This is a genomic window from Bradyrhizobium sp. 155, assembly GCF_023101105.1.
Classification (GTDB): domain Bacteria; phylum Pseudomonadota; class Alphaproteobacteria; order Rhizobiales; family Xanthobacteraceae; genus Bradyrhizobium; species Bradyrhizobium canariense_D.
Map to the genome: position 1 here is coordinate 12,742 of NZ_CP064706.1, position 22,017 is coordinate 34,758.

17 protein-coding genes and 5 pseudogenes are annotated in these 22,017 nt (G+C 59.7%); 13 read left to right on the forward strand and 9 right to left on the reverse strand.

Annotated elements, in window-relative coordinates:
• Positions 1-1,367: 1,367 nt before the first annotated feature.
• The 3 genes from IVA93_RS39545 (at position 1,368) to IVA93_RS39555 (ending at position 5,586) form a co-directional block, all read left to right on the forward strand.
• A complete protein-coding gene (locus tag IVA93_RS39545; RefSeq protein WP_247790146.1) occupies positions 1,368-3,641 on the forward strand; it encodes a TOMM precursor leader peptide-binding protein in 2,274 nt (757 codons plus the stop codon).
• Entirely contained in the window at positions 3,625-5,103 is a 1,479-nt protein-coding gene (locus IVA93_RS39550) for a SagB/ThcOx family dehydrogenase (protein WP_247790147.1), read from the forward strand. Before IVA93_RS39545 ends, IVA93_RS39550 begins: the two co-directional genes overlap by 17 nt.
• A gap of 267 nt (positions 5,104-5,370) precedes the next feature.
• Positions 5,371-5,586, forward strand: a complete 216-nt coding sequence (locus IVA93_RS39555; protein WP_247365201.1) for a hypothetical protein — start codon at positions 5,371-5,373, stop codon at positions 5,584-5,586.
• A 223-nt stretch (positions 5,587-5,809) separates the two neighbouring features.
• On the opposite strand, the pseudogene IVA93_RS39560 reads toward IVA93_RS39555, so the two are convergent.
• The 5 genes and pseudogenes from IVA93_RS39560 to IVA93_RS41490 form a co-directional block, all read right to left on the reverse strand.
• Positions 5,810-6,468: pseudogene (locus IVA93_RS39560) on the reverse strand (IS3 family transposase); the annotation flags it as partial.
• 22 nt (positions 6,469-6,490) lie between these two features.
• Positions 6,491-8,080 (reverse strand): IS66 family transposase, encoded by a 1,590-nt coding sequence (gene tnpC / locus IVA93_RS39565; protein ID WP_247790148.1) that lies wholly within the window; start codon positions 8,078-8,080, stop codon positions 6,491-6,493.
• Between the two features lie 117 nt (positions 8,081-8,197).
• On the reverse strand, positions 8,198-8,503 hold the full coding sequence (gene tnpB, locus IVA93_RS39570; RefSeq protein ID WP_247790063.1) for an IS66 family insertion sequence element accessory protein TnpB: 306 nt from the start codon (positions 8,501-8,503) through the stop codon (positions 8,198-8,200).
• Positions 8,500-8,922 (reverse strand): IS66-like element accessory protein TnpA, encoded by a 423-nt coding sequence (gene tnpA / locus IVA93_RS40845; RefSeq protein ID WP_247383198.1) that lies wholly within the window; start codon positions 8,920-8,922, stop codon positions 8,500-8,502. Before tnpA (IVA93_RS40845) ends, tnpB (IVA93_RS39570) begins: the two co-directional genes overlap by 4 nt.
• Before the next feature lie 296 nt (positions 8,923-9,218).
• Complete coding sequence (locus IVA93_RS41490; RefSeq protein WP_524536900.1) at positions 9,219-9,470, reverse strand: transposase; 252 nt, start codon at positions 9,468-9,470, stop codon at positions 9,219-9,221.
• Between the two features lie 99 nt (positions 9,471-9,569).
• Between IVA93_RS41490 and IVA93_RS39585 the strand changes: the two are divergent.
• A pseudogene (locus IVA93_RS39585) lies at positions 9,570-10,183 on the forward strand (IS3 family transposase); the annotation flags it as partial.
• Here IVA93_RS39585 and IVA93_RS39590 read toward each other — a convergent pair.
• Positions 10,153-10,533: pseudogene (locus IVA93_RS39590) on the reverse strand (MerR family transcriptional regulator); the annotation flags it as partial. The pseudogenes IVA93_RS39585 and IVA93_RS39590 sit on opposite strands and share 31 nt — an antisense overlap.
• An 89-nt stretch (positions 10,534-10,622) precedes the next feature.
• Between IVA93_RS39590 and tnpA (IVA93_RS39595) the strand changes: the two are divergent.
• The 5 genes and pseudogenes from tnpA (IVA93_RS39595) to IVA93_RS39615 all read left to right on the forward strand — a co-directional run.
• Complete coding sequence (tnpA, locus tag IVA93_RS39595; RefSeq protein WP_247365184.1) at positions 10,623-11,045, forward strand: IS66-like element accessory protein TnpA; 423 nt, start codon at positions 10,623-10,625, stop codon at positions 11,043-11,045.
• Positions 11,039-11,392: an IS66 family insertion sequence element accessory protein TnpB gene (gene tnpB, locus IVA93_RS39600; protein WP_247790149.1), complete on the forward strand. Its 354-nt coding sequence runs from the start codon at positions 11,039-11,041 to the stop codon at positions 11,390-11,392. The genes tnpA (IVA93_RS39595) and tnpB (IVA93_RS39600) overlap by 7 nt, the downstream gene beginning before the upstream one ends.
• Positions 11,393-11,443: 51 nt before the next feature.
• Positions 11,444-13,009, forward strand: a complete 1,566-nt coding sequence (gene tnpC / locus IVA93_RS39605; RefSeq protein ID WP_247476114.1) for an IS66 family transposase — start codon at positions 11,444-11,446, stop codon at positions 13,007-13,009.
• Positions 13,006-13,608, forward strand: a complete 603-nt coding sequence (locus IVA93_RS39610; protein WP_247384563.1) for a plasmid pRiA4b ORF-3 family protein — start codon at positions 13,006-13,008, stop codon at positions 13,606-13,608. The genes tnpC (IVA93_RS39605) and IVA93_RS39610 overlap by 4 nt, the downstream gene beginning before the upstream one ends.
• A 73-nt stretch (positions 13,609-13,681) precedes the next feature.
• Positions 13,682-14,478, forward strand: a pseudogene (locus IVA93_RS39615) (IS630 family transposase); the annotation flags it as partial.
• A gap of 163 nt (positions 14,479-14,641) precedes the next feature.
• Here the strand turns inward: IVA93_RS39615 and IVA93_RS39620 are convergent.
• The 3 genes from IVA93_RS39620 to IVA93_RS39630 all read right to left on the reverse strand — a co-directional run bounded on the left by IVA93_RS39620 (position 14,642) and on the right by IVA93_RS39630 (position 18,553).
• The gene (locus IVA93_RS39620) at positions 14,642-16,072 is read right to left on the reverse strand and encodes a basic amino acid/polyamine antiporter (RefSeq protein ID WP_247365180.1); all 1,431 of its coding nucleotides are present in this window, start codon (positions 16,070-16,072) and stop codon (positions 14,642-14,644) included.
• Positions 16,073-16,256: 184 nt separating this feature from the next.
• Positions 16,257-18,020 (reverse strand): ABC transporter ATP-binding protein/permease, encoded by a 1,764-nt coding sequence (locus tag IVA93_RS39625; RefSeq protein WP_247365178.1) that lies wholly within the window; start codon positions 18,018-18,020, stop codon positions 16,257-16,259.
• 137 nt (positions 18,021-18,157) lie between these two features.
• Positions 18,158-18,553: a hypothetical protein gene (locus tag IVA93_RS39630; RefSeq protein ID WP_247365176.1), complete on the reverse strand. Its 396-nt coding sequence runs from the start codon at positions 18,551-18,553 to the stop codon at positions 18,158-18,160.
• A 562-nt stretch (positions 18,554-19,115) separates the two neighbouring features.
• Between IVA93_RS39630 and IVA93_RS41085 the strand changes: the two genes are divergently transcribed.
• The 4 genes and pseudogenes from IVA93_RS41085 to IVA93_RS39650 all read left to right on the forward strand — a co-directional run bounded on the left by IVA93_RS41085 (position 19,116) and on the right by IVA93_RS39650 (position 21,322).
• Entirely contained in the window at positions 19,116-19,514 is a 399-nt protein-coding gene (locus tag IVA93_RS41085; protein WP_346771689.1) for a hypothetical protein, read from the forward strand.
• 665 nt (positions 19,515-20,179) lie between these two features.
• Positions 20,180-20,557, forward strand: a pseudogene (locus IVA93_RS39640) (IS256 family transposase); the annotation flags it as partial.
• Between the two features lie 154 nt (positions 20,558-20,711).
• On the forward strand, positions 20,712-20,981 hold the full coding sequence (locus IVA93_RS39645; RefSeq protein ID WP_247365381.1) for a type II toxin-antitoxin system RelE/ParE family toxin: 270 nt from the start codon (positions 20,712-20,714) through the stop codon (positions 20,979-20,981).
• 2 nt (positions 20,982-20,983) lie between these two features.
• Positions 20,984-21,322, forward strand: coding sequence for a helix-turn-helix domain-containing protein (locus IVA93_RS39650; RefSeq protein WP_247365166.1), 339 nt, complete (start codon positions 20,984-20,986; stop codon positions 21,320-21,322).
• Positions 21,323-22,017: the final 695 nt, after the last annotated feature.

A 22,017-nucleotide genomic window follows, 5' to 3' on the forward strand; every position in this document is an offset into this window, starting at 1 on the left:
CAGCTTATGGACTTGGCTCTTGAGTCGACCCGTGGACTGATATCAAGACTGTGGGGAATTAGCACTTTGATAAAGCTGGATGACATCTCGGACGCCGCCCGCCAGCGAATTGCTAGCGAAGCGGCTCCGTTGCAACAAAAGCTCGATAGCGTCGGATTGGGTGCGCCGGTGCAGAAGTTGATCCTGGGATCTTCTCTTCGCGAGGAAATGCTAACGCTCGACGCGCTTCAATCCAGGGCAGCGGCAGCGGCAGCGGGCGCGTTAAACTCGACCGAGCTGAACCTAACGATAATTCAGGCCCCGAACGACCATCCTACACTGGGTGCCCGTCCCGGTAAGCCTCCAGTGGCGGTCGGGCGTGTGCGGTCGGAAGCGGCGGCCGGTCCAGTCGCCCCTATGGCGACAGCGGACGACAAATCCAACCGTTACTTCGGTGTCGCCGTCGGATCTCTCGTTACGGTTCGAAGCTGCGTCGGATTGGATTAGCAAGAATGCGGAGGACGATCCTCTAGTGCGCGTACTGAAGGTGCCAGCGTATCATGGCACGGCCCTTTCTTTTACGTAACAATGCGCTTGTTGGTGTCGCCGTGGTTACTCGTCTTCAGAAGGAGCGCGTCTACGTTCCAAGCTGTAGCGAGTCCAACGGAACAACATAGTGCCGATTGTTAGTTTCGCGTGAATGAATGAGGTTCGACATGATGCGCTTTCCAAAGGGAGATCGATAGGCGATTCAAAAGGAGAACGACAGAATGAGTGATTTTCGTGTCGCATACTCGAAATTGATCCGGGCCGTGTGGGCAGATCCCGGGCTGCAGGCGCAGATCCAAAGCAATCCAGCATTGCTGAAGTCCTACGGATTTTCAGACGTGCCGAGCTGGGTCAGCTTCAAGGACGCAAGTGGCAAGCCAAGCATCGCCGGATACGACCAGCAGGTGGACGATGCCACCCACAAGAGCGTAACATTCTACATCCCTCCGAAGCCAGGTCTCGGTCTTACGCCGGGCTCGTCTGATGACCCCGACCAGGGTAGCCCCCCCTGCTGCTGCTGCTGCCCCCCTTGCTGCTCCTGCTGTGGTTAACCGACGGCTGTGCCGGGAGCGGATACTTTCTTCGGTAAGCTGCCGGTTAGCCTTTGTATTTTCAGCCGAGCATGTCAGCCGCCAGCAGATGGAAGGCGCGGTCCAGAATGCGATAAACATTCTATATCCCTCTCCCAGCCGGAATTGGGCGGTTCGCCCTCGGGACCGTGCCGTTGTTGCCTTCGCGCCTGCTCCTGCTGTCCGACATTGTCGCAAAGCGCTGCGAAGATGTAGCGCTTTAGCTTCAAAAAGACATCCCTGTTGAGTTCCGAACCCTAATTTAATCAAATGCAAAATGGACTAAATGCGCTTCTGGAGGCTGGACGGGCCGTTCAATGGAAGGCTTGCCTGCGCGTAGAGATTGTCGATCATCAGACGCTCCTAGTCATCGAAGGCGACAAGTGCGACGTCATGACCGGACGTCATCTCCCTTTGCTGGCACCGCTCCTTGATCACGGCCGAACTCTTGGGCAGTTCTTCGATGAGCTGCAGGATACGATCAGCCCGCCGGAAATTTCATATGTCCTGGATTACCTTAATGAGAAGGGGTTACTTGCCGAAGCAACCTCCACCTCTCGCGACGTAGCGGCATTTTGGCATCAATACGGCGCGCACCCCGAGCGCGCCCAGCACGCTATCTCGACACGTCCAGTGTACGTCACCGGGTCTGATCACAAAGCAGTGGGCGAGATGATTCGAGCCTTGCAAAAGTTGGGCATTGCAAACGACGGCAGCGCGGATTTCCAAATTGTCGTTGTTGGTGACTATCTCGACCCCATTATCCCGGAGTTCAATCGCCAGGCTTTGGCAAAAAACAATCCGTGGATGCTGCTTAAGCTGCGCGGCCGGGAGATCTTTGTAGGACCGATCTTCCGTCCTGCCAGCAGCGGATGCTGGGCCTGCCTTGCGCAGCGATTGGAATCGAACCGACAGATCGAAGCGTTTCTGGAGAACGCAAATCTGGCGCAGAGCAAAAATAGTGGGGTTGCATTTCACGCCGCTTCACTTCGTTTGGCCGCGGCGATATCGGCGCATGAGATCCTAAAAGCCATTGCGATCGGTCCTTCCCACGATCTCTCTGGAGAACTCCTCGCCATTGAGACAACCACGATGGTATCCCGCAGGCACGCGTTAGTGAAGAGACCGCAATGCAACGTGTGCGGAACTGGGGCGCTGCCTGCTCGATCGGCAATGGACTATGCGCTTTTCTCCAAAGGCTCCGGAACCGTTTATGCAACCGGGAGTCGGATATTTCCTGCCGAAATCACGTATGACCGCTTGAAAAAGCATGTGAGTCACCTCACAGGGGTTGTTCGTACGCTGGAGCCTGTAGGGGTTCGAAACGGCTTAACGCACAGTTATGCGTCTGGGCATAGCTTCGCGATGATGCACCATGACTTGCGTTTCGCTCTGTTGAATTTACGTGGCCGAAGCGGCGGAAAGGGAGCCCGGGATATCGACGCGAAAGTCGGCGCGATTTGCGAGGCGATCGAACGGTACTCGGGCGTCTACCGTGGCGATGAGCCTTGCATCAGAAGCAGTTTTGAAGGGTTGGCCGAACCAGCAATATTGCCCAACGATTTAATGCTGTTTAGTGCCGCGCAATTTCGTGATCGCGAGCAATGGAATCACGAGCACACGTCGGGATTTCATCGCGTTCCCGTTCCGTTCCGGGAAACCGACTTGATCGACTGGTCGCCCGCATATTCGCTCACACGTGATCGTTTCGTTCATGTTCCAAGCGCGTACTGCTACTTCGGTCATCCTGACTTGCGAGCTCGGTTCTTTTGTAGTTGCGACTCCAACGGCAACGCGGCCGGAAACTCAAAGGAAGAGGCGATCCTTCAGGGGCTGCTTGAACTCGTCGAGCGGGATGCCGTCGCCATGTGGTGGTACAACTATGCTCGAAGGCCCGAGATTGTCTTGTCCTCTCTCCGCGACAGCTATGTCGATCAACTTCACGACCATTACTCTGAAATGGGCCGCGATATTTGGCTTCTTGACATCACGAGCGACTTTCGAATCCCCGTGGTGGCGGCGATTTCTCGCGCGCGCGACCGTGTATCCCAGGATATTATCATCGGCTTTGGGGCGCATCTCGACGCAAACGTGGCTGCTTTGCGAGCCATCGCGGAGCTAAATCAGTTTTTACCTTCGGTCTCGAAGAGGGATGCCAAAGGCCAAACGCTTTATTGGTTCCCGGAGCGGGAAGCCATCAAATGGTGGAAGACCGCAACGGTCGAGAAACAGTCGTACCTTAGCCCCAACAGAGCTGTTCCTGCACGCAGCATCGACGATCTGGGGCACCCTGGGGTGAACAGCCTCGATCAAACACTCGAAATCGTCTTAAAGCGAATTCACGATCGCTTCCTCGAAGTATTGATCCTCGATCAGTCTCAGCCAGACGTAGAATTGTCCGTCGTGAAAGTGATGGTTCCTGGTATGCGGCACTTTTGGAAGCGTTTCGGGCCGGGTCGGCTGTTTGACGTGCCGGCGGAGTTGAATTGGACAGGTCGCGTGCTCAAAGAGGAAGAACTCAATCCCTATGGCATCTTTTTCTGATGGGGTGATCGCGGATTCCGTGGCGGTCCTGAATCTGGAACTCAGAGGCCCCGCTCCCTCTGGTGAAGCGAACCACGCCGCGCGCAAAGCCGTTGTGGATCAGATCAATTCCGATCCGTCGATCCCCCTGGGTGTGAAAGGAGCGATCGACAAGCTCGCACGCGTAGAGGCCAACATTGAGTCATTGCGCACCATCTGTTGGGAGAAAGACGGCATTGCTGGGATGCCTGTCCTGGATATCATCCTTGAACGGCTTTGCACCCGTTCGATGATAGCTGGCACGGAACAGGCATCTGGCGGTTCGCCGCTGGTGACGGTTGAGCCATTTCCCTCCAACTTTCTTGAGACAGATAACTGGGATAAGCTGCTGGATGATGTCGTTGAATATGTGTTGTCAGCGTACGTGATCATCCGTCCAGAGGGCGGACGATGGCGTATTGAGAGCCCGCTTTCCAACACATCGGTCGTCCTACACGACCCAGAGACGTTTCGTCTTGTGATGACGCTTGTTCGGCCTCATTCCGGACGCGAGTTACGTGCGTTGTCTAAAAGATCGTGCAGCCGATTGCTTCTGCCGACGCTCGCCTTCGCGGGGATTTTGCACGACGTTGACAAAGACGATCCGGGCGATAAATCGCTTTGGGACTATCACGACCTGCTGTTCCACAGCCGCAGCCGGCTGGGTAGGCATGGTTATGGTTACGGGGGCACATTCCGAGGTATCGGGTCATATCCGGCGCCGGACGCGGTCATGCCTATCGCCTACGAAAAGAGAGTCTCGCTCCCGCGGCCTAACATCGATCATCTCCGCGAATCCGACCCCCCGTTCGCGCGGGTTCTGGAAGATCGAAGGTCAATCCGTCAGTTTGGTGATGCGCCGCTCAGACTTGAACAGCTTGGCGAGTTTCTGTTCCGGTCCTGCCGGACAAAAGCGGTCTCATCTGACGCGGGCGAATGGCAAACGGCGCTAAGACCGTCACCTGGAGGAGGGGCCGTTCATGAACTGGAAGTATATCCGTTGATACGGCAGTGCGAAGGCATATCATCCGGTTTGTATTACTATCATCCGCAAAGGCACGAGCTGTGCCTGGTGCAGGCGCCTAACGCAGCGACAGAGCGGTTACTTCAATCGGCGTGGTACACCTTGGGAAAGGCTGGACACCCTCCCGTGCTATTCCTTATCACGGCCCGCTTCGACCGGGTGTTCTGGAAATACGAATCCATGGGCTATGCCCTCGTGCTCAAGGACCTTGGTGCGCTTTATCAGACCATGTATCTCACCGCTACAGCAATGGGGTTGGCGAGCTGTGCGCTTGGCGGGGGAGACTCGGATCTCTTCGCAGAGGCTTCCGGCCGGCCTTACTATCGCGAGGGTGCCGTCGGAGAGTTTGTGCTCGGTACACGGTCGACAGGAGTGAAGAATGGATATCTTGATACTGTATCCCATCAACAAATGAGATGATCGGTTGGGGTGATCTAGGCGTGATTGCAGAACCACTCGTCTTGGAATATTTGCCATCGAGAGCCATGTAGCTTCGCCATCAGGTGAAGATCCAGGATCTTCGTTTGCACGCCGCGGATCTCTAGAGAGCGCGCTGATGGAATTCGATCCCGATGTTGGTCGGTATCACAGGAATCCCTGTTCTCGCGCCCGCTTCGTGGCGGTCCGAGCAGCGGCCGGCCCTGATCGTCGCGACAGTGCAGCAAGATGGGCAGAAGCAGGCCATGATTGCCGTTGCTGGCGTCCAGCAACGGCGCCCACGCCGACGGCCCCTGGCACCAGGGTCGCGGATCGACGTCGCCATTGGCTTTGCGCCGGTGCATCGGCTCGAACTGGCTGGGCGTGGTCGAAAGGATCTGGCTGATCTCGTTGTGGCGCAGCGCGAAGGCGGAGATCGGTGCGAACTCCGGAGTGCCGCCGTGGTTGAAAGCATCGGTCGACTGAAATGGACCCCGATTTTGGGACCACATGCCAAGTTGAAGGGGCTGCTCCGTTTGATAGACTGAAATGGACCCGCGGAGCGGGACCCTTGAACCGGTTTGTTAGTTGGAAACTGACCGCTCCTGATCCTTTTCTATCGCGCTGCCAGAGACTCTGTCTGCTGCAGTTGCTGTGGGCATGTGGTCAACGCGTCAGCGTTGTCCACCATGTCCACAGTCTTCGCGGCCTAGATCCGTTCGCGCCAGACCGCCATTGGCGTGCGATAGCCGTCGCCTGATGAAGGCGGCGATCGTTGTAGAAGGCTATCCAGTTTGCAATGCCTGCCTTGGCCTCGCGGCCGTCGGCATAGCGCATGAGATAGATGTCCTCATGCTTGAGAGACCGCCACAGCCGCTCAATGAAGACGTTGTCCATCCAACGACCGCGGCCATCCATGGAGATCTTGATCCCTGCGCCCGCCAGCGCGCCAGTGAAGGCCGCACCGGTGAATTGGCTGCCTTGGTCGGTGTTGAAGATCTCCGGCCTGCCATACCGTGCCAGAGCGTCCTCTGCAGCGAGGCAGAACGAGGTATCCATCGTATTGGAGATACGCCACGCCAGAACCGCACGGCTCGCCCAGTCGATGATGGCGACGAGATAGAGAAAGCCGCGGCCGATGGGCAGATACGTGATGTCGGCCGCCCACACCTGGTTCGGCCGGTCGATCGTCATGTTGCGCAGCAGATAGGGATAGATCTTGTGGCCCGGCGCCGACTTTGTCGTGTTCGGCTCCGGGCCCAGCGCCGCTATGCCCATCTTGCGCATCAACCGCTGCACGCGCTCGCGATTGACCGGAAGCCCCTCAGCCTTCAGCATCGCGGTCATTCGCCGCGAGCCCAGGAACGGCCGTAAGCGCTTAGCCGCAACCCTATTGAGGCTGGCTTGACGTTTTGCGGAATCGCCACGGCATGAGGTCTTCGATGCGGCTATGGGGATGGCCGTCGATGATCGTCTCGAGTGTTTCGGCGATGTAGGCGGCCGGGTTGACGTCGTTGAGCTTGCAGGTGGCGACGATCGAGGCGAGCAAGGCCCAGTTTTCGGCTCCGACCTCATGACCGGCGAAGAGCGCATTTTTTCTGGTCAGGCAGACTGGCCAGATGGCGTTCTCGACAGGGTTCGTGTCGAGCTCGAGGCGCCCGTCTTCGAGGAAGCGGGTCAGACCCTGCCAGTGATTGAGCGCGTAGCGGATGTCCTCGGCGAGCGTCGAACCGCTGGAGATCATCGACAGCTGCTTCTCGAACCACATTTTCAAAGCGGCGACGAGAGCCAACGAATGCTCCTTTCGTGCGGCGAGCCGGATGTCCGGCGATGAGCCGCGCACCATGGCTTCGATGGCGTAAAGCTGTGCGATGTGCCGAATGGCGGCCTCGGCGATCGGCGATTTGCTATTGCGGGCCAATTTGACGAAGCGTCGGCGCAAGTGGCTCCAGCAATGCACGAGCGTCCAAGGCCCTTGCAGTCGAGCGACTTCGGTCAGTCGATCATAACCGTCATAGGCATCGCATTGCAGGAAGCGTCCGCCAAAGCCATCTAGGAACTGCTCAGCGAAGGCACCGCTGCGACTGGGGGCATATCGGAACAGCACGATCGGCGGACTTGGGCCGCTGTGGCCGCGGTCGTCTGAGGCAATCGCCCAGAAGTAGCCTTTCTTCGTTTGGCCGCGCCCCGGATCGAGTACCGGCGCCTTGGTCTCGTCCATGAACAGCCGATCCGCCATGGCCAGGTGGTGGCGCATGTGTTCCGCGATGGGCTGAAGATGGAAGCAGGCGCGGCCGGACCAGTTGCCCAGTGTCGCCCGATCAAGCCGGATGCCCTGGCGCGCATAGATCTCGGCCTGACGGTAAAATGGCGTATGGTCGCCAAATTTGGAGACGATCACATGCGCGATGGCCGCTTCGGTCGGCAGCCCGCCGGGCACGACGTGCTCCGGTGCGTGCGCCTGCACGACGGGGCCGGAGCAGCGGCGACAGATGTATTTTGGGCGGCGTGTGATCAGCACGCGCCATTGCGCCGGGATCACGTCGAGGCGCTGGCTGACGTCCTCGCCGATCTTCGTCATGGCGCCGCAACCGCACGGGCAAAGCGTACTCGCAGGCTCGATGATCCGTTCCACCCGCGGCAAATGGGCAGGCAGGCAGCCGCGGTTGCGATGAGAACCTTGATCCGGCGCGCTCCGCGATCGGCCCTTGATCACAGCCTCGGCTCTCTCCTGCGCCGCGTCCAGGATGCCTTGCGCGATCTCCACGTCTTCCAGCGGCAAGTGATACTGATCTGGCCGCAGCTTCTCGGACGTCGCGCCGAACTTCTCGCGTCGCAATTCGCCGAGAATGACCTCCAACCGACGCCGCGCCTCTTCCGACGTCGCCAGCGCCGCCTGATGTTCGCTCAAGGCCGCCTGCGTTTGCGCCAAAAGCGCTTTCAATTGTTCATTTTCGTCGCGCAGCGCCGCGATGCTCATGCGCTATTTCGAGCACATCGCCGCCGCGCGTGCCACATTCAAAATAGCTTCCGAGTCATTCTGCCGCAGTTATCCAGCCGCCTGGGGACGCCGCGCTTCTTCCGGGCGGACCAACCTTCAATCCAGCCCCTCGAACAGGGCTGCGAACATCGCCGGCGATATCCGTATCACGCCGTCTGCGATCGTTGGCCAAACGAACTTGCAACCTTCAAGACGCTTGTGCACCAACACCAGACCCGTTCGATCCCAGACCAAAATCTTGATCCGGTCCGCTCGTTTCGATCGGAACACGAAGGCTGCGCCGCTGAACGGGTCGAGACGAAGCATCTCCTGCACCTTCGCCGCAAGCCCATCGTGGCCACAGCGGAAGTCGATCGGCCGCGTCGCGATGTAAATCTTCAGATCGGCACCGGCCGCGATCATCGTGACGCTCGCATCGCGCGGATCACACGGGACAGCTGCTCGCCATCTATGGCTGTGTCCGTCCGCAGCACGACATCGCCGATCGCGATCTCGAGCTTGATCGCCGGAACCTGACGCTCCTCCAACGCACCTTCCACGACCAGCGGCGCGAATGTCGGCTGCGATGCCTCGCGCGGCGGCAACATGCCTCGCTGTCGAAACCGCCGCCGCCAATCGTAGATCTGCCAGCGCGTCGCTCCGTGCTTGCGCGCCACCTCGGACACCTGGGCACCGGGTAACAGACTCTCGGCGACGATCCGAGCTCTCTCGGCTTCCGAACGTACGCGGCGCCCCGATGGTCCTTCAAGAACCTCCAGCCGGCTCACCGACCCCCTCGTTGAGCCGTCCAAATGGACGTCCTTTTTGCTGTCCAATCCCATCCCAAACCTCCGTCCAAGCCGGAGGCTTCTTTCGCACGTTCATTCGAATTCTGAAGCAAGGGTATCGGCTTCGCGCTTACAAACGGCCAGGCGGTGAACAACTCGTCGAGGCGCCGCATCAGGCAAGGTCGTTGTCGTTGGTTGGCCGTGGCGGCCGGTAGACCCCAGAGCGCGCGATGCCAAGCAACATGCATTGCCGGCGAATCGACAGCGCCATGTTGGCGCGATCGAGCATTCCTCGACGTCCCGGCGTGCTCATCTTCCGGACCTCCGCGCTAAAGAATCGCGCTCGACTGTCAGTTGTCCAATCTGGCGTGCAGCTTCTCGATCTCGCGTTCGCGAGCGTCCTCGCTCTCCCGCCCGACACCCGCGTCAAAGGCCCGGGCCGCCTGGTCCAGCAGTTGCTTCTTCCAGGCATAGATCTGGTTCGGGTGAACCTCATAGCGCTGGGCCAGATCGGCCATCGTCGCCTGCTCCCGCACGGCTTCCAGAGCGATCGTTGCCTTCAGTGCCGCATCGATCTTGCGTCTCGTCTTCGTCGTCATCATGCGCTCCGTCAGAGCCGGCTCCGGAAATCTGCACAGGACGTTAAGTGGAGTTTCTGCCTGACGACGGGCACGATAGGCCCGCGAATCGAGCAGCGCTGAGACCAGTTTTTTAGAAGGAGCGCTCACCAAGGCGGGATTGCTGAGCGCAAAGCGATGATCGACCGTGGACACGATCTGTCGATCACCAGGCAGGCGGAAGTTTTGAAGATCAGCCGCGGCAGCTCTGCTGCGCGGTCTGGCGATCGAGCGGGCCAATCAGGTGTGGGCGATGGATATCACCTACATCCCGATGGCACGTGGCTTTGTCTATCTCGCCGCGGTGCTCGACTGGGCGACCCGCCGTGTGCTGTCGTGGCGGCTGTCGATCACCATGGAGGCGGCGTTCTGCGTCGAGACGCTGGAGGACGCGATGGTCCGTCACGGCAAGCCGGAGGTCTTCAACACCGACCAGGGCAGCCAGTTCACTGGGGCGGCCTTCACCGGCGTCCTCGCCAGCCACGACATCGCGATCAGCATGGACGGCAAGGGTGCCTGGCGGGACAACGTCTTCGTCGAGCGGCTATGGCGCAGCGTAAAATACGAGGAGGTCTATCTTGCGAGCCTACGAAACCGTCGGCGAGGCGCGACATTCGATCGGCCGGTATCTCGACTTCTACAACCGCGCATCAGAACACCCATCTGTCTATGTTGTTGAAGAGAAAAGACTTTGCTGATTGGGATTCGATCCCGTGGGGTATCTTGGGTTCTGTCGCGCTCGTTCGGCGATAGATCGAGCAGCAGTTGTTATCAGCGAGCTGCGGGCGAAGATCCAAGGACCATCCGACAGAGGATGGATGGCTTCGATTTCACCGGCTTCAGCGGCCAGCCGGAGCGTCTTGGGCGCGATCTTCAGGAGCTTGGCGGCGTTGCTGAGGTTTAGCCAGGGCTCGATGCCGTCCTCGGCGGGCTTGAACACCGGGATGCGATAGTTCGAGCGCAGCGAGGTAACACGCTCGCGCGTCCAGCGATTGCCGTTACCGGTCTCGAGGCCGTTGCGGTTGAGGAGGCCGGCGATCAGATCGTCGGTAAGCGTAGCGCCGCGGCCCTTTAGATTGTCTGTGCGCGATCTTGGGAGCACCGTTAGAAGAGTCATCTTCTGCAAGGGTGCTCATAATGGACGACCATTCGGACGACATAAGACGACCATTGACACAGCGTATCGAAGTGTACGCCGGCGCAGGCCGTAAGCAGTGGCCGGATGATTTGAAGGCCCGGATTGTCGCGGAAAGCCTTGAGCCGGGCGCGGTTGTAACAGATATCGCACGCCGGCATGGCTGCCGGCCACAGCAGGTGCATGACTGGCGGCGCCGGGCGCGTTTAGGTCAACTGGTGCTGCCAGCTGCGGCGGGTGCACTGTCGTTTGTGCCGTTGGTGTCGGAATCGTCGCCATCGGCGGCTGCCGCGCCCTCCTCATCGCCGGAAGCAGCCGTTGTGACGGTTGAGCTCCAGGGGGCACGAGTTGAGGTGCGAGGGACGCCTGGACTTGCCGTGCTGAGTGATGTGTTTGTTGCGTTGCGCCGGGCACGTTCATGCTGACGGCTCCCGCTGGCCTCATGATTTACGTTGCGACCCGACCTGTAGACTTCAGGAAGGGCGCGGATGGTCTGGCGCTGTTGGCGAAGGAGACGCTGGGCCACGATCCGATGAAGGGCGTGGCGGTGGTCTTCCGTGCGAAGCGCGCTGATCGGGTGAAGATCGTGGTCTGGGATGGTAGTGGCCTCGTGCTGTGTTGGAAGCGGCTTGAGGGCAGCGCCTTCAACTGGCCGCCGGTCGTTGACGGCGTCATGCGAATGAACGCCGCGCAGTTGTCCGCGCTTCTGGCCGGCATGGATTGGACACGCATGCATGCGCCTCGAATCCCGCAGCCGAAAGCGCTTGCGTAGGACATAAAATCTTCGCTGCATCGGGGCGCGAAGCATGGCAGACTCGGGCCAATGAGTGATTTGCCTGATGAACTGCCGAGCGATCCAGCCGAGTTGCGTGCCTTTGCCGCGGCTCTGCTGGATCGCTGCGCCAGGCTCGAGCGGTTGCTCAAGCTTGCAAAAGACGCGCAGTTCGGTCGATCGTCGGAAAAGCTTGACGCTGATCAGCTCCAGCTTATTCTGGAGGATATTGATCAGGCTGTCGCGGCTCTCGAAGCAGCCGAGGACCGCGCCAATCCCAAAACACGCGAGAAGAGAGCTGCCGAGCGCAGGGCCAATCGTGGCAAGCTGCCGGAGCATTTGCCGCGCATCATCGAGGACCTGATGCCCGCTGCAACCTGCTGCCCATGCTGCGCAGGCGACCTTTTTGAGATCGGTCACGATGAGAGCCAGAGGCTGGACGTCGTACCGGCGCAGTATCGCGTTATCGTCACCCGCCGCCCCAAACTGGCCTGCCGCGCCTGTCACGGCGTCGTCCTCCAGCATGCTGCTCCCGAGCGATTGATCAGGGGAGGACTGCCGACCGAGCGGCTCGTCGCGCATGTGATCGATGCCAAGTATCATTGGCATTTGCCGCTTTACCGCCAGACGCAGATGCTGGCGACGCACGGTATTGCCATCGACCGTTCCACGCTCGCCTTCTGGGTCGGCTATGCGGCCCAGGAATTGAAGCCCTTGTGGCATCGTCTGCGCCAGCTTCTGCTCGCCTCTCCGAAGCTCTGTGTCGATGAGACCCCGGCGCCGGTGCTGGATCCCGGGCGCGGCAGGACCAAAACCGGCTACTTCTGGGCGCTGTCGCGCGATGACAGGCCTTGGGCCGGGCCTGATCCGCCCGGCGTGGTCTATGCCTATGCACCAGGCCGCGGCGCCGTTCATGGCTTGCGACTGCTCGAAGGCTATCGCGGCATCATCCACTGCGACGGCTATCAGGCTTACAAGACCATGATGCGAGAGACGCGTGCGGACGCCTTGTCCGGGACGCTCGCATTCTGCTGGTCGCATCTCCGGCGCCAGTTTGTGAAGATCGAGCGCGAGGCTTCGCCGGCGCCGGCGCCGGTTGCCCGCGAGGCCCTCGAGCGCATCGCCCAGCTCTACGCGGTCGAGAAAGTCCTCCGTGGCCGATCTGACGCCGAGCGCCGCGCGGGCCGGCAGGCGCATGCCCGGCCGTTGGCTGCAGCCTTGAAGCAGTGGTTTGAGGCGAAGCTTGGTCACCTCGCGCAGAAGAGTGAGACGGCGAAAGCTTTACGCTATGCACTGCGTCATTGGGACGGCTTGACGCTCTACCTTGATGACGGGCGCATCGAAATGGACACCAACGCAGTCGAGCGTGCGATGCGGCCGATCAAGCTCAATGCCAAGAACGCCCTGTTCGCCGGGTGTGACGAGGGTGCTGAGAATTGGGCATTGCTGGCGTCGCTCATTGAGACCTGTAAGCTCAACGGCGTCAGCGCCGAGTATTGGCTTGCCGACGTTCTGGCAAAGCTCGTCAATGGCTGGCCGGCGGCACGGCTGGACGAACTGCTTCCCTGGGCATCCACCTATACGATGCATGCACAAGATCCGAGGCTTGCGGCATGAGCCTCAGCACGACCGCGGTCCGGATCAAGGTGACCCTCGAGGACGTGAAACCGGAGGTGATGCGATGCCTTGTCGTGCCGCTCACGCTGCGCCTTGATCGGCTGCATCTGACGCTTCAGGCGGCGTTTGGCTGGACGAATAGCCATCTCTTCGAGTTTTTGGCTGGCGAAGGACGTTGGGGTATCCCTGATCCCGATGGAGATTTTGGCCCTCAGCCCATCGATGCTCGCAAGACGCGGCTCTCCAATATCGTTCACGAGACCGGCGCGAAGACGATCCATTATCTCTACGACTTCGGCGACAGCTGGGATCACGTGATCAAGCTCGAAAAGTGGTTCGACAACACGACAACGGAGGGACTTCCCCTCTTGCTCGAGGCCGCCGGCCGTTGTCCTCCGGAAGATGTCGGCGGTGCGTCAGGCTATACCGAATACCTCGACGCCATCCGCGACCCCACCCATCCGGAGCACGAACAAATGCGCCTCTGGGGCCCTGAGCAGTTTGATCCCAACGTCGTCGACCGGAAGGCGCTCGAGGCCGCCGTCAACGCATTGTCGGAAATATGGAAGCCGCGCCGGCGCACCACGCGTTCAAAATAGACGTCAAGCACCAATCAAATGGGCCTCAGAGCGACGCTTACGATCGTCGCTTATTCCATGCCGAAACACAGCCGTGATCGTGAGGACGTTGGAGAGTCGCCCCGAGAACGCCACCCATTGGAGTTCCCGCGACATGGCGAAGGCCAGCGGCCTGTCGGTATCGACGGTGCAACGCATCTGGCGGGCCTTCGGGCTCCAGCCGCACCGGATGGAGACGTTCAAGCTCTCGACCGATCCAAACTTCGTGGCCAAAGTGCGCGACGTTGTGGGCCTCTACGTCTCGCCACCCGAGCATGCCATTGTTCTATGTGTGGATGAGAGATCCCAATCCAGGCGCTGGACCGCAGTCAGCCGATGCTGCCGATGCGTCCCGGCCAGCCGGCCCGAAGAAGCCATGACTATACGAGGCACGGCACCACATCGCTGTTCGCCGCCCTCGACATTGCGAGCGGACGGATCATCGGCAAGTGCTACGGACGCCGTGCTGCTGAGTTCCGCAAGTTCCTCGACGAGATCGAGGCTGTCGTCCGCGTGAACTCGACGTCCATCTCGTCATGGACAATTACGCCACGCACAAGACCCCCGTGATCCGAAAATGGCTGGCTAAACGGCCGCGCTGGCACGTGCATCTGACCCCGACCAGTTCGTCACGGCTCAACCAGGTCGAGCGCTTCTTCGCGCTCCTCACCGACAATCGCCGCTCTCAGGGCTGACATCACTTCGTTCATCGACCGACACAACGCCGATCCAAAACCGTTCCGATGGACTAAGTCCGCCGATGACATCCTTGCTTCCATCGAACGCTTCTGCCGATACAATGCCCCGGCAAAACACAACCCAATGTCGCGAACTTCTGGTTCAGGACACTAGCCGTAGCACATCATCGCAACAGCTGATCGCAAATTGGAGGGAGGCAATCGCGTCTCAGCCAGGCCCGGCGCACAGCCCATCACCTTGCGTAACTGACCGACGTCCGAGTGTACACCAAGATTTTGCTCATTTGCGATTGCCAGATGGTGTTCCGTTTTACGGTCTAGATGCTGATGTACCCCGTGGCCAAGCCGTGTATGCCGACAATGCATCCGACAACAGCTACGCCGAACAAGAGCCACTCGGCCGGTGTGAAGAGCCGCTTACCTAACTCTCGTCGACTCATGTAGTAGAGGATGGTGCCTGGGGCATAGATAATAACTCCAAGCAGCAAGAACTTCATCCCACCGGCAAACAGTAGAAATATCGTGTAGAGCGTCGCCAACACCGCAATAATGGTGTCCTTGGCGAGATCGCCTGAATGTTTTTCATAAGTCTCTTTGCGAAGCACCAGCATCAGCGCAAAAGCCGCAGAGAGAAAATAGGGTATCAACGAAAGATGGCTGCATAGTGACAGCGCGAAGGAGAAGGCGTCGTCGGAAACCAATGTAGTAACAAGCACTGCTTGACTCAGTAGCGCTGTCATCAGCAGTGCCGATGAGGGCACTTGATTGGCGTTCTCTCGCGCCAAGAAGGCCGGCATATCCTGCTTCTTCGCCGCTATCGAAAGCACCTCGGCGGCCATCATAGTCCACGCCAAGTACGCGCCGAGCAAAGAGGTAATCACTCCAGCGGTGATAAACACCGCTCCCCAATGTCCGACGGCGGCTTCGAGCACGCCACCGACCGAAGGCTGGCGGAGTTGCGCGATCTCGGCGCGGGGCAGGATGCCGTAAGCTAAAATCGAAACCGATGCGAACAGAGCCAAAACGCCAAGGAATCCTACGACCGTGGCTACACCAACGTCTTCGCGCTTCTTAGCGAAGCGCGAGTAGTTGCTTGCTCCTTCGATACCAAGAAAGACGAAGACGGTGACAAGCATCGTCGCCTTGACCTGAGCGAAGAGGTTGCCATAGCCACCAGCCGAGTCGCCCCAGAGATTGTCCGCGAACACAGCGGGCTTCAGATAGAAGATAGTCAACAACACGAATACTAGCAGCGGGATGATCTTGGCAATCGTGACGATCTTGTTTATTCCTGCCGCCTCTTTCACGCCACGCAGAACCAGAAAATGGAATGCCCATATACCGGCCGACGAGCTGAGCACGGCGGGGAGGGTATTTCCTTGGCCCAACACTGGGAAAAATGCTCCGAGGGTTGATTTGATCAGGATCCAGTACGAAACGTTTCCGACGCATATGCTGGCCCAGTAGCCGAACGCCGAGAGGAAACCGACGTACGGCCCGAAGCCAGCACGCGCATACGCATAGAGGCCGGCATCGAGGTCTGGCTTGCGGTTGGCCAAAGTCTGAAACACTAAACACAGCATCAGCATGCCCGCGCCCGCAAGGGCCCAGGCGATGAGTGCCCCGAAAATGCCCGTCGCCTGCGCGAAATTGCGCGGTACCGAAAAGACGCCGGCGCCGACCAAGCTGCCGACCACCAAAGCGGTAAGGCTCTGCAACGGGATTTTCTGTTTGTCATTCGCGCTCATCGTCGTATCCCACGTTGATGGTGCTGGACTTTGCAAACTCACTCGAACCTGACGCTGGACTCGCGAGGTTAAAACACGGCCGAGCAGTGACCCACCTCCTGCAGAAGGTCCGGAGTCGCCCTGTTGCGTTGCTCAGGGTTTCGGCCGCAACAGGAGCTTGGGCTCCGCGGCGCCCGCTGGCGCCTCAGCGCGCCGCGCTCGGCTCTTTCTCGGCCGGCACGCCACCGTCACCGAGGACGTGGATCGAGCCGTGCTTCACCATCGTCACCTTGCGGGTATGGAAGGCTTCCAGCGTCGAGCGATGGCCGATCGAGACGAGGGTGGCCTGTGGCAGCTTCTCCGCCAGCAGCCGGTACAGGCGGGCCTCGGACGGCTCGTCCAGCGAGGCCGTGGCCTCGTCCAGGAACAGATAGTCCGGCGCGTGCAGCAGCGCGCGGGCGAGCCCGAGGCGCTGCTGCTCGCCCAGCGACAGCATCCGGTTCCAATGACCGTCCTCCTCAAGCCGCTCGGCGAGGTCGGGCAACCCGACCGCGATCAGCGCGTCCCTGACGCGTGCAGTTTCGAATGCGCCCGGCGCGGCCGGATAGACCACCGCGTCGCGCAGCACGCCGACCGGGAAATAGGGGCGCTGGGGCAGCATCATCAGCTTCGCTTTTTCCGGGACGAAGATGCTGCCGGTGCCGAACGGCCAGATGCCGGCGATGGCCCGGAACAGCGTCGACTTGCCGGAGCCCGACGGTCCGGTCACCAGCACGCGCTCCGGCGTCTGGACGGAGAAGGCGTCGGCGGCGACCAGCGGCGTGCCGCTCGGCAGGTTCACGCAGAGCTGTTCGAGGGCGATATTGCGATGGCCGCCGGCCGCCTTGAGGGCAATCGCAGGCTCGTGCGGCGGCAGATTTGCGGCCGCATCGACCGACATCTCGAACCCGTCGAGGCGGGCGACGATCGAGCGCCATTCCGCCAGCGACCGGTACGCCCTGACGAAGAACGATAGTGCGCCTTGTACGCTGGAGAAGGCGGAGGCGGTCTGCATCATGTCGCCAAGCTGGATCTTCTTGGCGAAGAAGGCCGGAGCCACCAGCACGTAGGGAAAGATCACGGCGGCCTGCTGATAGCTCGCGGTGAACGCGGTGAGGCGCTTGGTACGGCTCATGATGGCGTACCAATTGCCGATCACGAAGTCGAAGCGGTCCAGCAGCCGGCCGCGCTCGGCGCCATCGCCCTTGAGCAGCGCGATCTGCTCGGAATTCTCGCGGACGCGGACGAGGTTGAAGCGCAAGTCAGCTTCATAGCGCTGCTGCTCGAAATTGAGATTGACCAGCGGGGCACCGATCCAGTGCGTCAGCGCGGTGCCGAAGATCGCGTAGACCAGCGCGCCCCAGCACAGATATCCGGGGATCATGAGGTCGGCGCCGAACAGGTGCAACGGCGCAGCGTTGGAAAGCCCCCAGAGGATGATCACGAAGGAGAACAGCGTCACGATCGACGAGAGCAGGCCGAGCCCGATGGTCAGGGTCTGCTCGACGAAGTTCTTGACGTCCTCGGTGATGCGCTGGTCCGGGTTGTCGGCCGCATCGCCCTTGAGCTGCATGCGGTAGTGGGTGGCGCCTTGCAGCCATTCGCTCAGATAGTGCCGGGTCAGCCATTGCCGCCAGCGGATCTCGAGCCACTGGTTCAGGTACAGCTTGTAGACGGCCAGTGCGATATAGCCAGACGCGAGGGCGACGAAGATCCAGATCTGCCTGACGAAGCTATCCCAGTCACTTGCCTGCAGCGCGCCGTAGAACCGGTTCTGCCACTGGTTCACCAACACATGTATCGCGACAAGCGCCAGCTCCATCGCGATGACGGCGGCGAGCAGGCCGCGGCCGGCCCATTTGTCCTCCGACCGGAAATACGGGGCGGCGATTCGCCAGACGATCGCGAGCGTGGCGCTGAAGTGGTTCAAAGAACTTCCTCTCAATTCAATCTGTAGGAGGCTTGAAAGAACATACCCAGCGCTTGATGCTGAGCTTCGCGAAAGCAAAACATGGTGAATCATCACCGAAGCAAAGGCTGCCGTTGCACGTGTCGTTACTGTGCTCTTTAGTCGACATCGCCCAATAGCGGCCGCCGAGGCCGGCGCTGAAGTTTTTGGCCATCAGGTAGGACAGCAAGCTTCAGTCGGGACTTCTCCGCCACCATTGCCGCGTTGTTCAGCAAAGGTGGTCCTCCGGCGCTCAAGCCCACACGAAGCGCACTCCAATCAGTATCCTCGGTGCCCATGATCCTGTCACCTGGCGTCACGCACGGACGGCTGACGACCTTGGCGCATCCTGTCAAATCTGGGGTCAGTGCGTAATAGGTCCAGCCCATGAATCCGCCGACCTTGTAGTTAGCGCCCTGCAGGAGTTCGTAACCGGCGTCGCCGGTGTAATAGGCGAACCCGCCGTTTGCCTGGCCCGACATCGTGTTGGTATGAGGCATCAGTGTAGTCGCCATGAGGACACCCCCAATCTTTATCGTTCAATGTTCCTTGGTTAAAGCGTTCAAGGCCAATATTGCCCTTCAGGAATACTCCCCAGGGCTGTCAAAGGGGGCCAAATAATTCCCCGGAAACTCCGTCCGGTCTGTGGTCCGTGAGCCGTGACATGAGACTGCTCGCGAGCATAAGGCACTGCATTGCGATTCCGTTGGAAGCGTCCCCGGCTGAGCCAGTGCCGCGAGCCGCCGTATGACCCGCCGGCTGTGTGAGCGATCGGCGGCACGGTATCGAATGCTTTCGAGTGCAGCAGCACGTCGCCCCATTGCGCCGTCCCCGGCTCGGCGCCAAAATGATAATCCGACCCTTTCTTTGCGACGTGACCCTTGCTGGAGGCGTTGTGTTCGCCGGCAGAATTGCAAAAGGGTGGAAACTGCACGGTCGGAGGCGGATCGAGCCTCGGCCTGCGGAAATGCAGGTGGTCATACTCCATCTTGACGGGCCATGCAGGCGTAAGCGCCTGCTCGAGGCCCATACCGATGATGCCGCCGACACGATCTTAGGCAAAATGGGTTTTCTCCTGTGCCACACGCCAAACTCGTTGTTATTCACGACCTCGGCCTGATTGCTCTGCCCAGAGAGGCCTCGTTTGATGTAGGCCAAAGCGTGGCTCTGCGGGCCAAAGGCGTAACCGACCCGACCGGCGCCAGTGGCGAAGACGTCGGGACCTGCCTTGCAGTTCGCATTCACAAAATTGCCGCAGGCGGCGAGGCAGGTATTTGTGTTGTCGGAGACAGCACCGCTGGCCTCCAACTCGACGCCGAATATCCAGCTATTCTTCTGCCAATTGTAGCCGATCTGCCCACCTGGGGTATCGACGAGGTCGCCATAGACTGGCAAGCCGTAGAGATTACTGAAGGACGTACGACCGTAACCACCGCCGAGGTGCCCGCCAACATATCCTCCGGACCAGCTCCATAGAGCCTGTGGCAGTTGCACTGGTAGCTCAAGGTCTGCCCAATTGCTCGCACTGCTTGCGACGAGGGGAATGTGGTGGCTCCCAAGAAAAGATGCCCAGATCGCATCAAAATACTCCGGTGTGCGCTTCCATCCACAACCGAGCGCCTCCGCGCTAAATCGGGTACGGAGCCCGAATGAAGCAAGCGGCATGCCGCTGAAAAATTGAGGTTCTCCAGGCGCCAGGTGCGGATGTACGCGTCAACTTTGGGACATTGGTTCGAACCCGACAATCGCGCTGTTAGCGTTCGGCAGCAATGTTGCGCAACTTCAAGCCGGCCATTGTCGCTGTAACGTAAGCGTAGAGCACCGTTAGAAGAGTCATCTTTGGCAAGGGGGCTCACAATGACGACCATTCGGACAACATAGTACGACCGTGGCCGCCGCACATCGAAGTGTATCAGATTAAGCGTAAGCGCGAAGCCGATACACTGTAAGCGTAGCTCTGCGGCCCTTTCGATTGGCGCTTGCGTCTATTTTGATCGCAGCTTGCGCGGGTGTGGCTTCCAAATTCCGGACAATGCGTTGAGGGCGGCCTCGATCGCCTTCCGGTCGACAACGTTTGGATCGAACTGTTCGGGCCCCAGAGGCGCATATTTTCATGTTCTGGATGAGTGGGGTCGCTGATGGCCGAAAAATTGATCCGCAATCTCGCGCGTCGACTCGACCAGCAATGGCCCGGTGTCGCGGCAGCATCCTCGAAGGCCCTCGACGAAATCCTGACTGTCGTCCGGTTGAAGCTGCCGACGGAGCTGCGTCGATCGCTCGCCTGTACCAACATCGCCGAGAACATGATGGGCACCATTCGCCGCGTCACGCGCAACGTCAAACGCTGGCGGGATGCTGGTATGGCCTTGCGATGGGTCGCGGCCGGCATGATCGAGGCCAACAAGGGCTTCCGACGATTGAAGGCGCATAAGCAATTGTCGGTTCTGCGTGCGGCTCTTCAAGTTCACCCCAATCGCATGACGATCAACCCCGTTGCCCACGTCACTAGGGCCGCGTAATATTCATTACGGCAACGTCGGCCCGGCCTAGTTCAACAGCGATCGGGACATCCCCCATAAACCCGCCCGTACCTAAACCCTGCGTCTTTATTGGCTCAAAGCCGTAAGGACTTGAAGCGATTCCCCGCCAAGGTGGGGGCACGCCTTGCACCAAGTGCAGGACGGTGAGGAGCCAATAGCCGCAAAGGCGCTGAGAGGATTCGGCGGGCGTGCTATCCTGGAGCTAGTCGACGATTTCGACAGCAAGACCTACCGGGCCGTTTATACGGTGCGCTTTGCCGGAATGGTGTACGTGCTCCCCGTTTTTCAGAAGAAGGCGAAGAAGGGCATCGCCACTTCCCAGCAAGACATTGAACCTATCAAAACGCGTCTGCGCGATGCTGAAGAGCATTATCGTGCGCTGGCAGACAAAGGAGGCCGCTAGCCATGACCAAACGCAAAATCGAAGTTTACGAGGGCAGCGGCAATATATTCGCCGATCTTGGGTTGCCCAATCCAGAAGAACGGCTGCTGAAATCCAGCATCGTGACCGAGCTGCATCGCCTGATCAAGGCACGCAACCTGACCCAGATCAAAGCGGCAAAGCTGATCGGGATTTCGCAGCCTGACCTGTCTCACCTGCTCCGTGGTGACTACCATAACTATTCAGCCGAGCGCCTGATGAAAATGCTCACGGTGTTCGAGCAGCGTATCGAAATCGTGATGCGGCCTCACCGCAAGGCCGGTGAGCCGGGCCGTATCACCTTCAAACCTGTTGCAGCGTGATGAGAGGCGGGCCACGCCCGCTTTTCAGCTTCATTCTCCGGAGGTTTGGAAGTTAGTTCGAGGAACAAGGACAGCAGTTTGAGTTACCATCGTCCTGCTCGCCATTAATTGAAAACTCAAGGAATTGTCCAGGAAGCTTGCAGAAAACGAAGGGCAGCTTCGAGGCAGCGTTCCACTCAACACGCTCGTGAAACAGGGTGCCGCAGTCAGGCTCTAGGATTGCGGTTCTTGATGAGAGCTGGTCCCGCTTGTCTGAATAGACTTTCCGCGTCGATAAGTGGAGCCTCTGCCGAGATTAGGCCGCCGCGCGGAGCGGCGGAAGGTTGAAGTAGGCTTGATCCGGGGTCATGTCGTCAAGGCTCGAATGGGGCCTTCGTGCGTTGTACAACGACGTTTGAGAACGCCCACAGGACCGTTCTTCGCGAGGTTCTTTATCGGCATCATCCTTGGTTTGGGCGCCGAGTTTTGCGTTCATGGGGCCATCGACAAGGCCGACGATGTCGTTTTTCGCTGCACCCTGGACGGATCGCAAGCAGACCGTTGGCTGGAAGTTCCCGCATGGATGTTCGACCGGACGGCATGCCATGACGCCGGGTTTCTGACAGCTCAGCCGCTTGTTAGGATCGATGCACTTGCGGCGCTTTCTGCGCTTCTCGATCTAGCGTTGAAGGATCGAACGCCATCAGCTGCCCCGC

What these genes read in the sequence shown, in the direction of transcription:
- tnpA (WP_247365184.1), top strand. Translation starts at nt 10,623, where the DNA reads ATGGACGACCATTCGGACGACATAAGACGACCATTGACACAGCGTATC.
- IVA93_RS39630 (WP_247365176.1), bottom strand. Translation starts at nt 18,553, where the DNA reads ATGGCGACTACACTGATGCCTCATACCAACACGATGTCGGGCCAGGCA.
- IVA93_RS39610 (WP_247384563.1), top strand. Translation starts at nt 13,006, where the DNA reads ATGAGCCTCAGCACGACCGCGGTCCGGATCAAGGTGACCCTCGAGGAC.
- tnpA (WP_247383198.1), bottom strand. Translation starts at nt 8,922, where the DNA reads ATGGGATTGGACAGCAAAAAGGACGTCCATTTGGACGGCTCAACGAGG.
- IVA93_RS39620 (WP_247365180.1), bottom strand. Translation starts at nt 16,072, where the DNA reads ATGAGCGCGAATGACAAACAGAAAATCCCGTTGCAGAGCCTTACCGCT.
- tnpB (WP_247790149.1), top strand. Translation starts at nt 11,039, where the DNA reads ATGCTGACGGCTCCCGCTGGCCTCATGATTTACGTTGCGACCCGACCT.
- IVA93_RS39545 (WP_247790146.1), top strand. Translation starts at nt 1,368, where the DNA reads ATGCAAAATGGACTAAATGCGCTTCTGGAGGCTGGACGGGCCGTTCAA.
- IVA93_RS39650 (WP_247365166.1), top strand. Translation starts at nt 20,984, where the DNA reads ATGACCAAACGCAAAATCGAAGTTTACGAGGGCAGCGGCAATATATTC.
- tnpC (WP_247790148.1), bottom strand. Translation starts at nt 8,080, where the DNA reads ATGAGCATCGCGGCGCTGCGCGACGAAAATGAACAATTGAAAGCGCTT.
- IVA93_RS41490 (WP_524536900.1), bottom strand. Translation starts at nt 9,470, where the DNA reads ATGATGACGACGAAGACGAGACGCAAGATCGATGCGGCACTGAAGGCA.
- tnpC (WP_247476114.1), top strand. Translation starts at nt 11,444, where the DNA reads ATGAGTGATTTGCCTGATGAACTGCCGAGCGATCCAGCCGAGTTGCGT.
- tnpB (WP_247790063.1), bottom strand. Translation starts at nt 8,503, where the DNA reads ATGATCGCGGCCGGTGCCGATCTGAAGATTTACATCGCGACGCGGCCG.
- IVA93_RS39550 (WP_247790147.1), top strand. Translation starts at nt 3,625, where the DNA reads ATGGCATCTTTTTCTGATGGGGTGATCGCGGATTCCGTGGCGGTCCTG.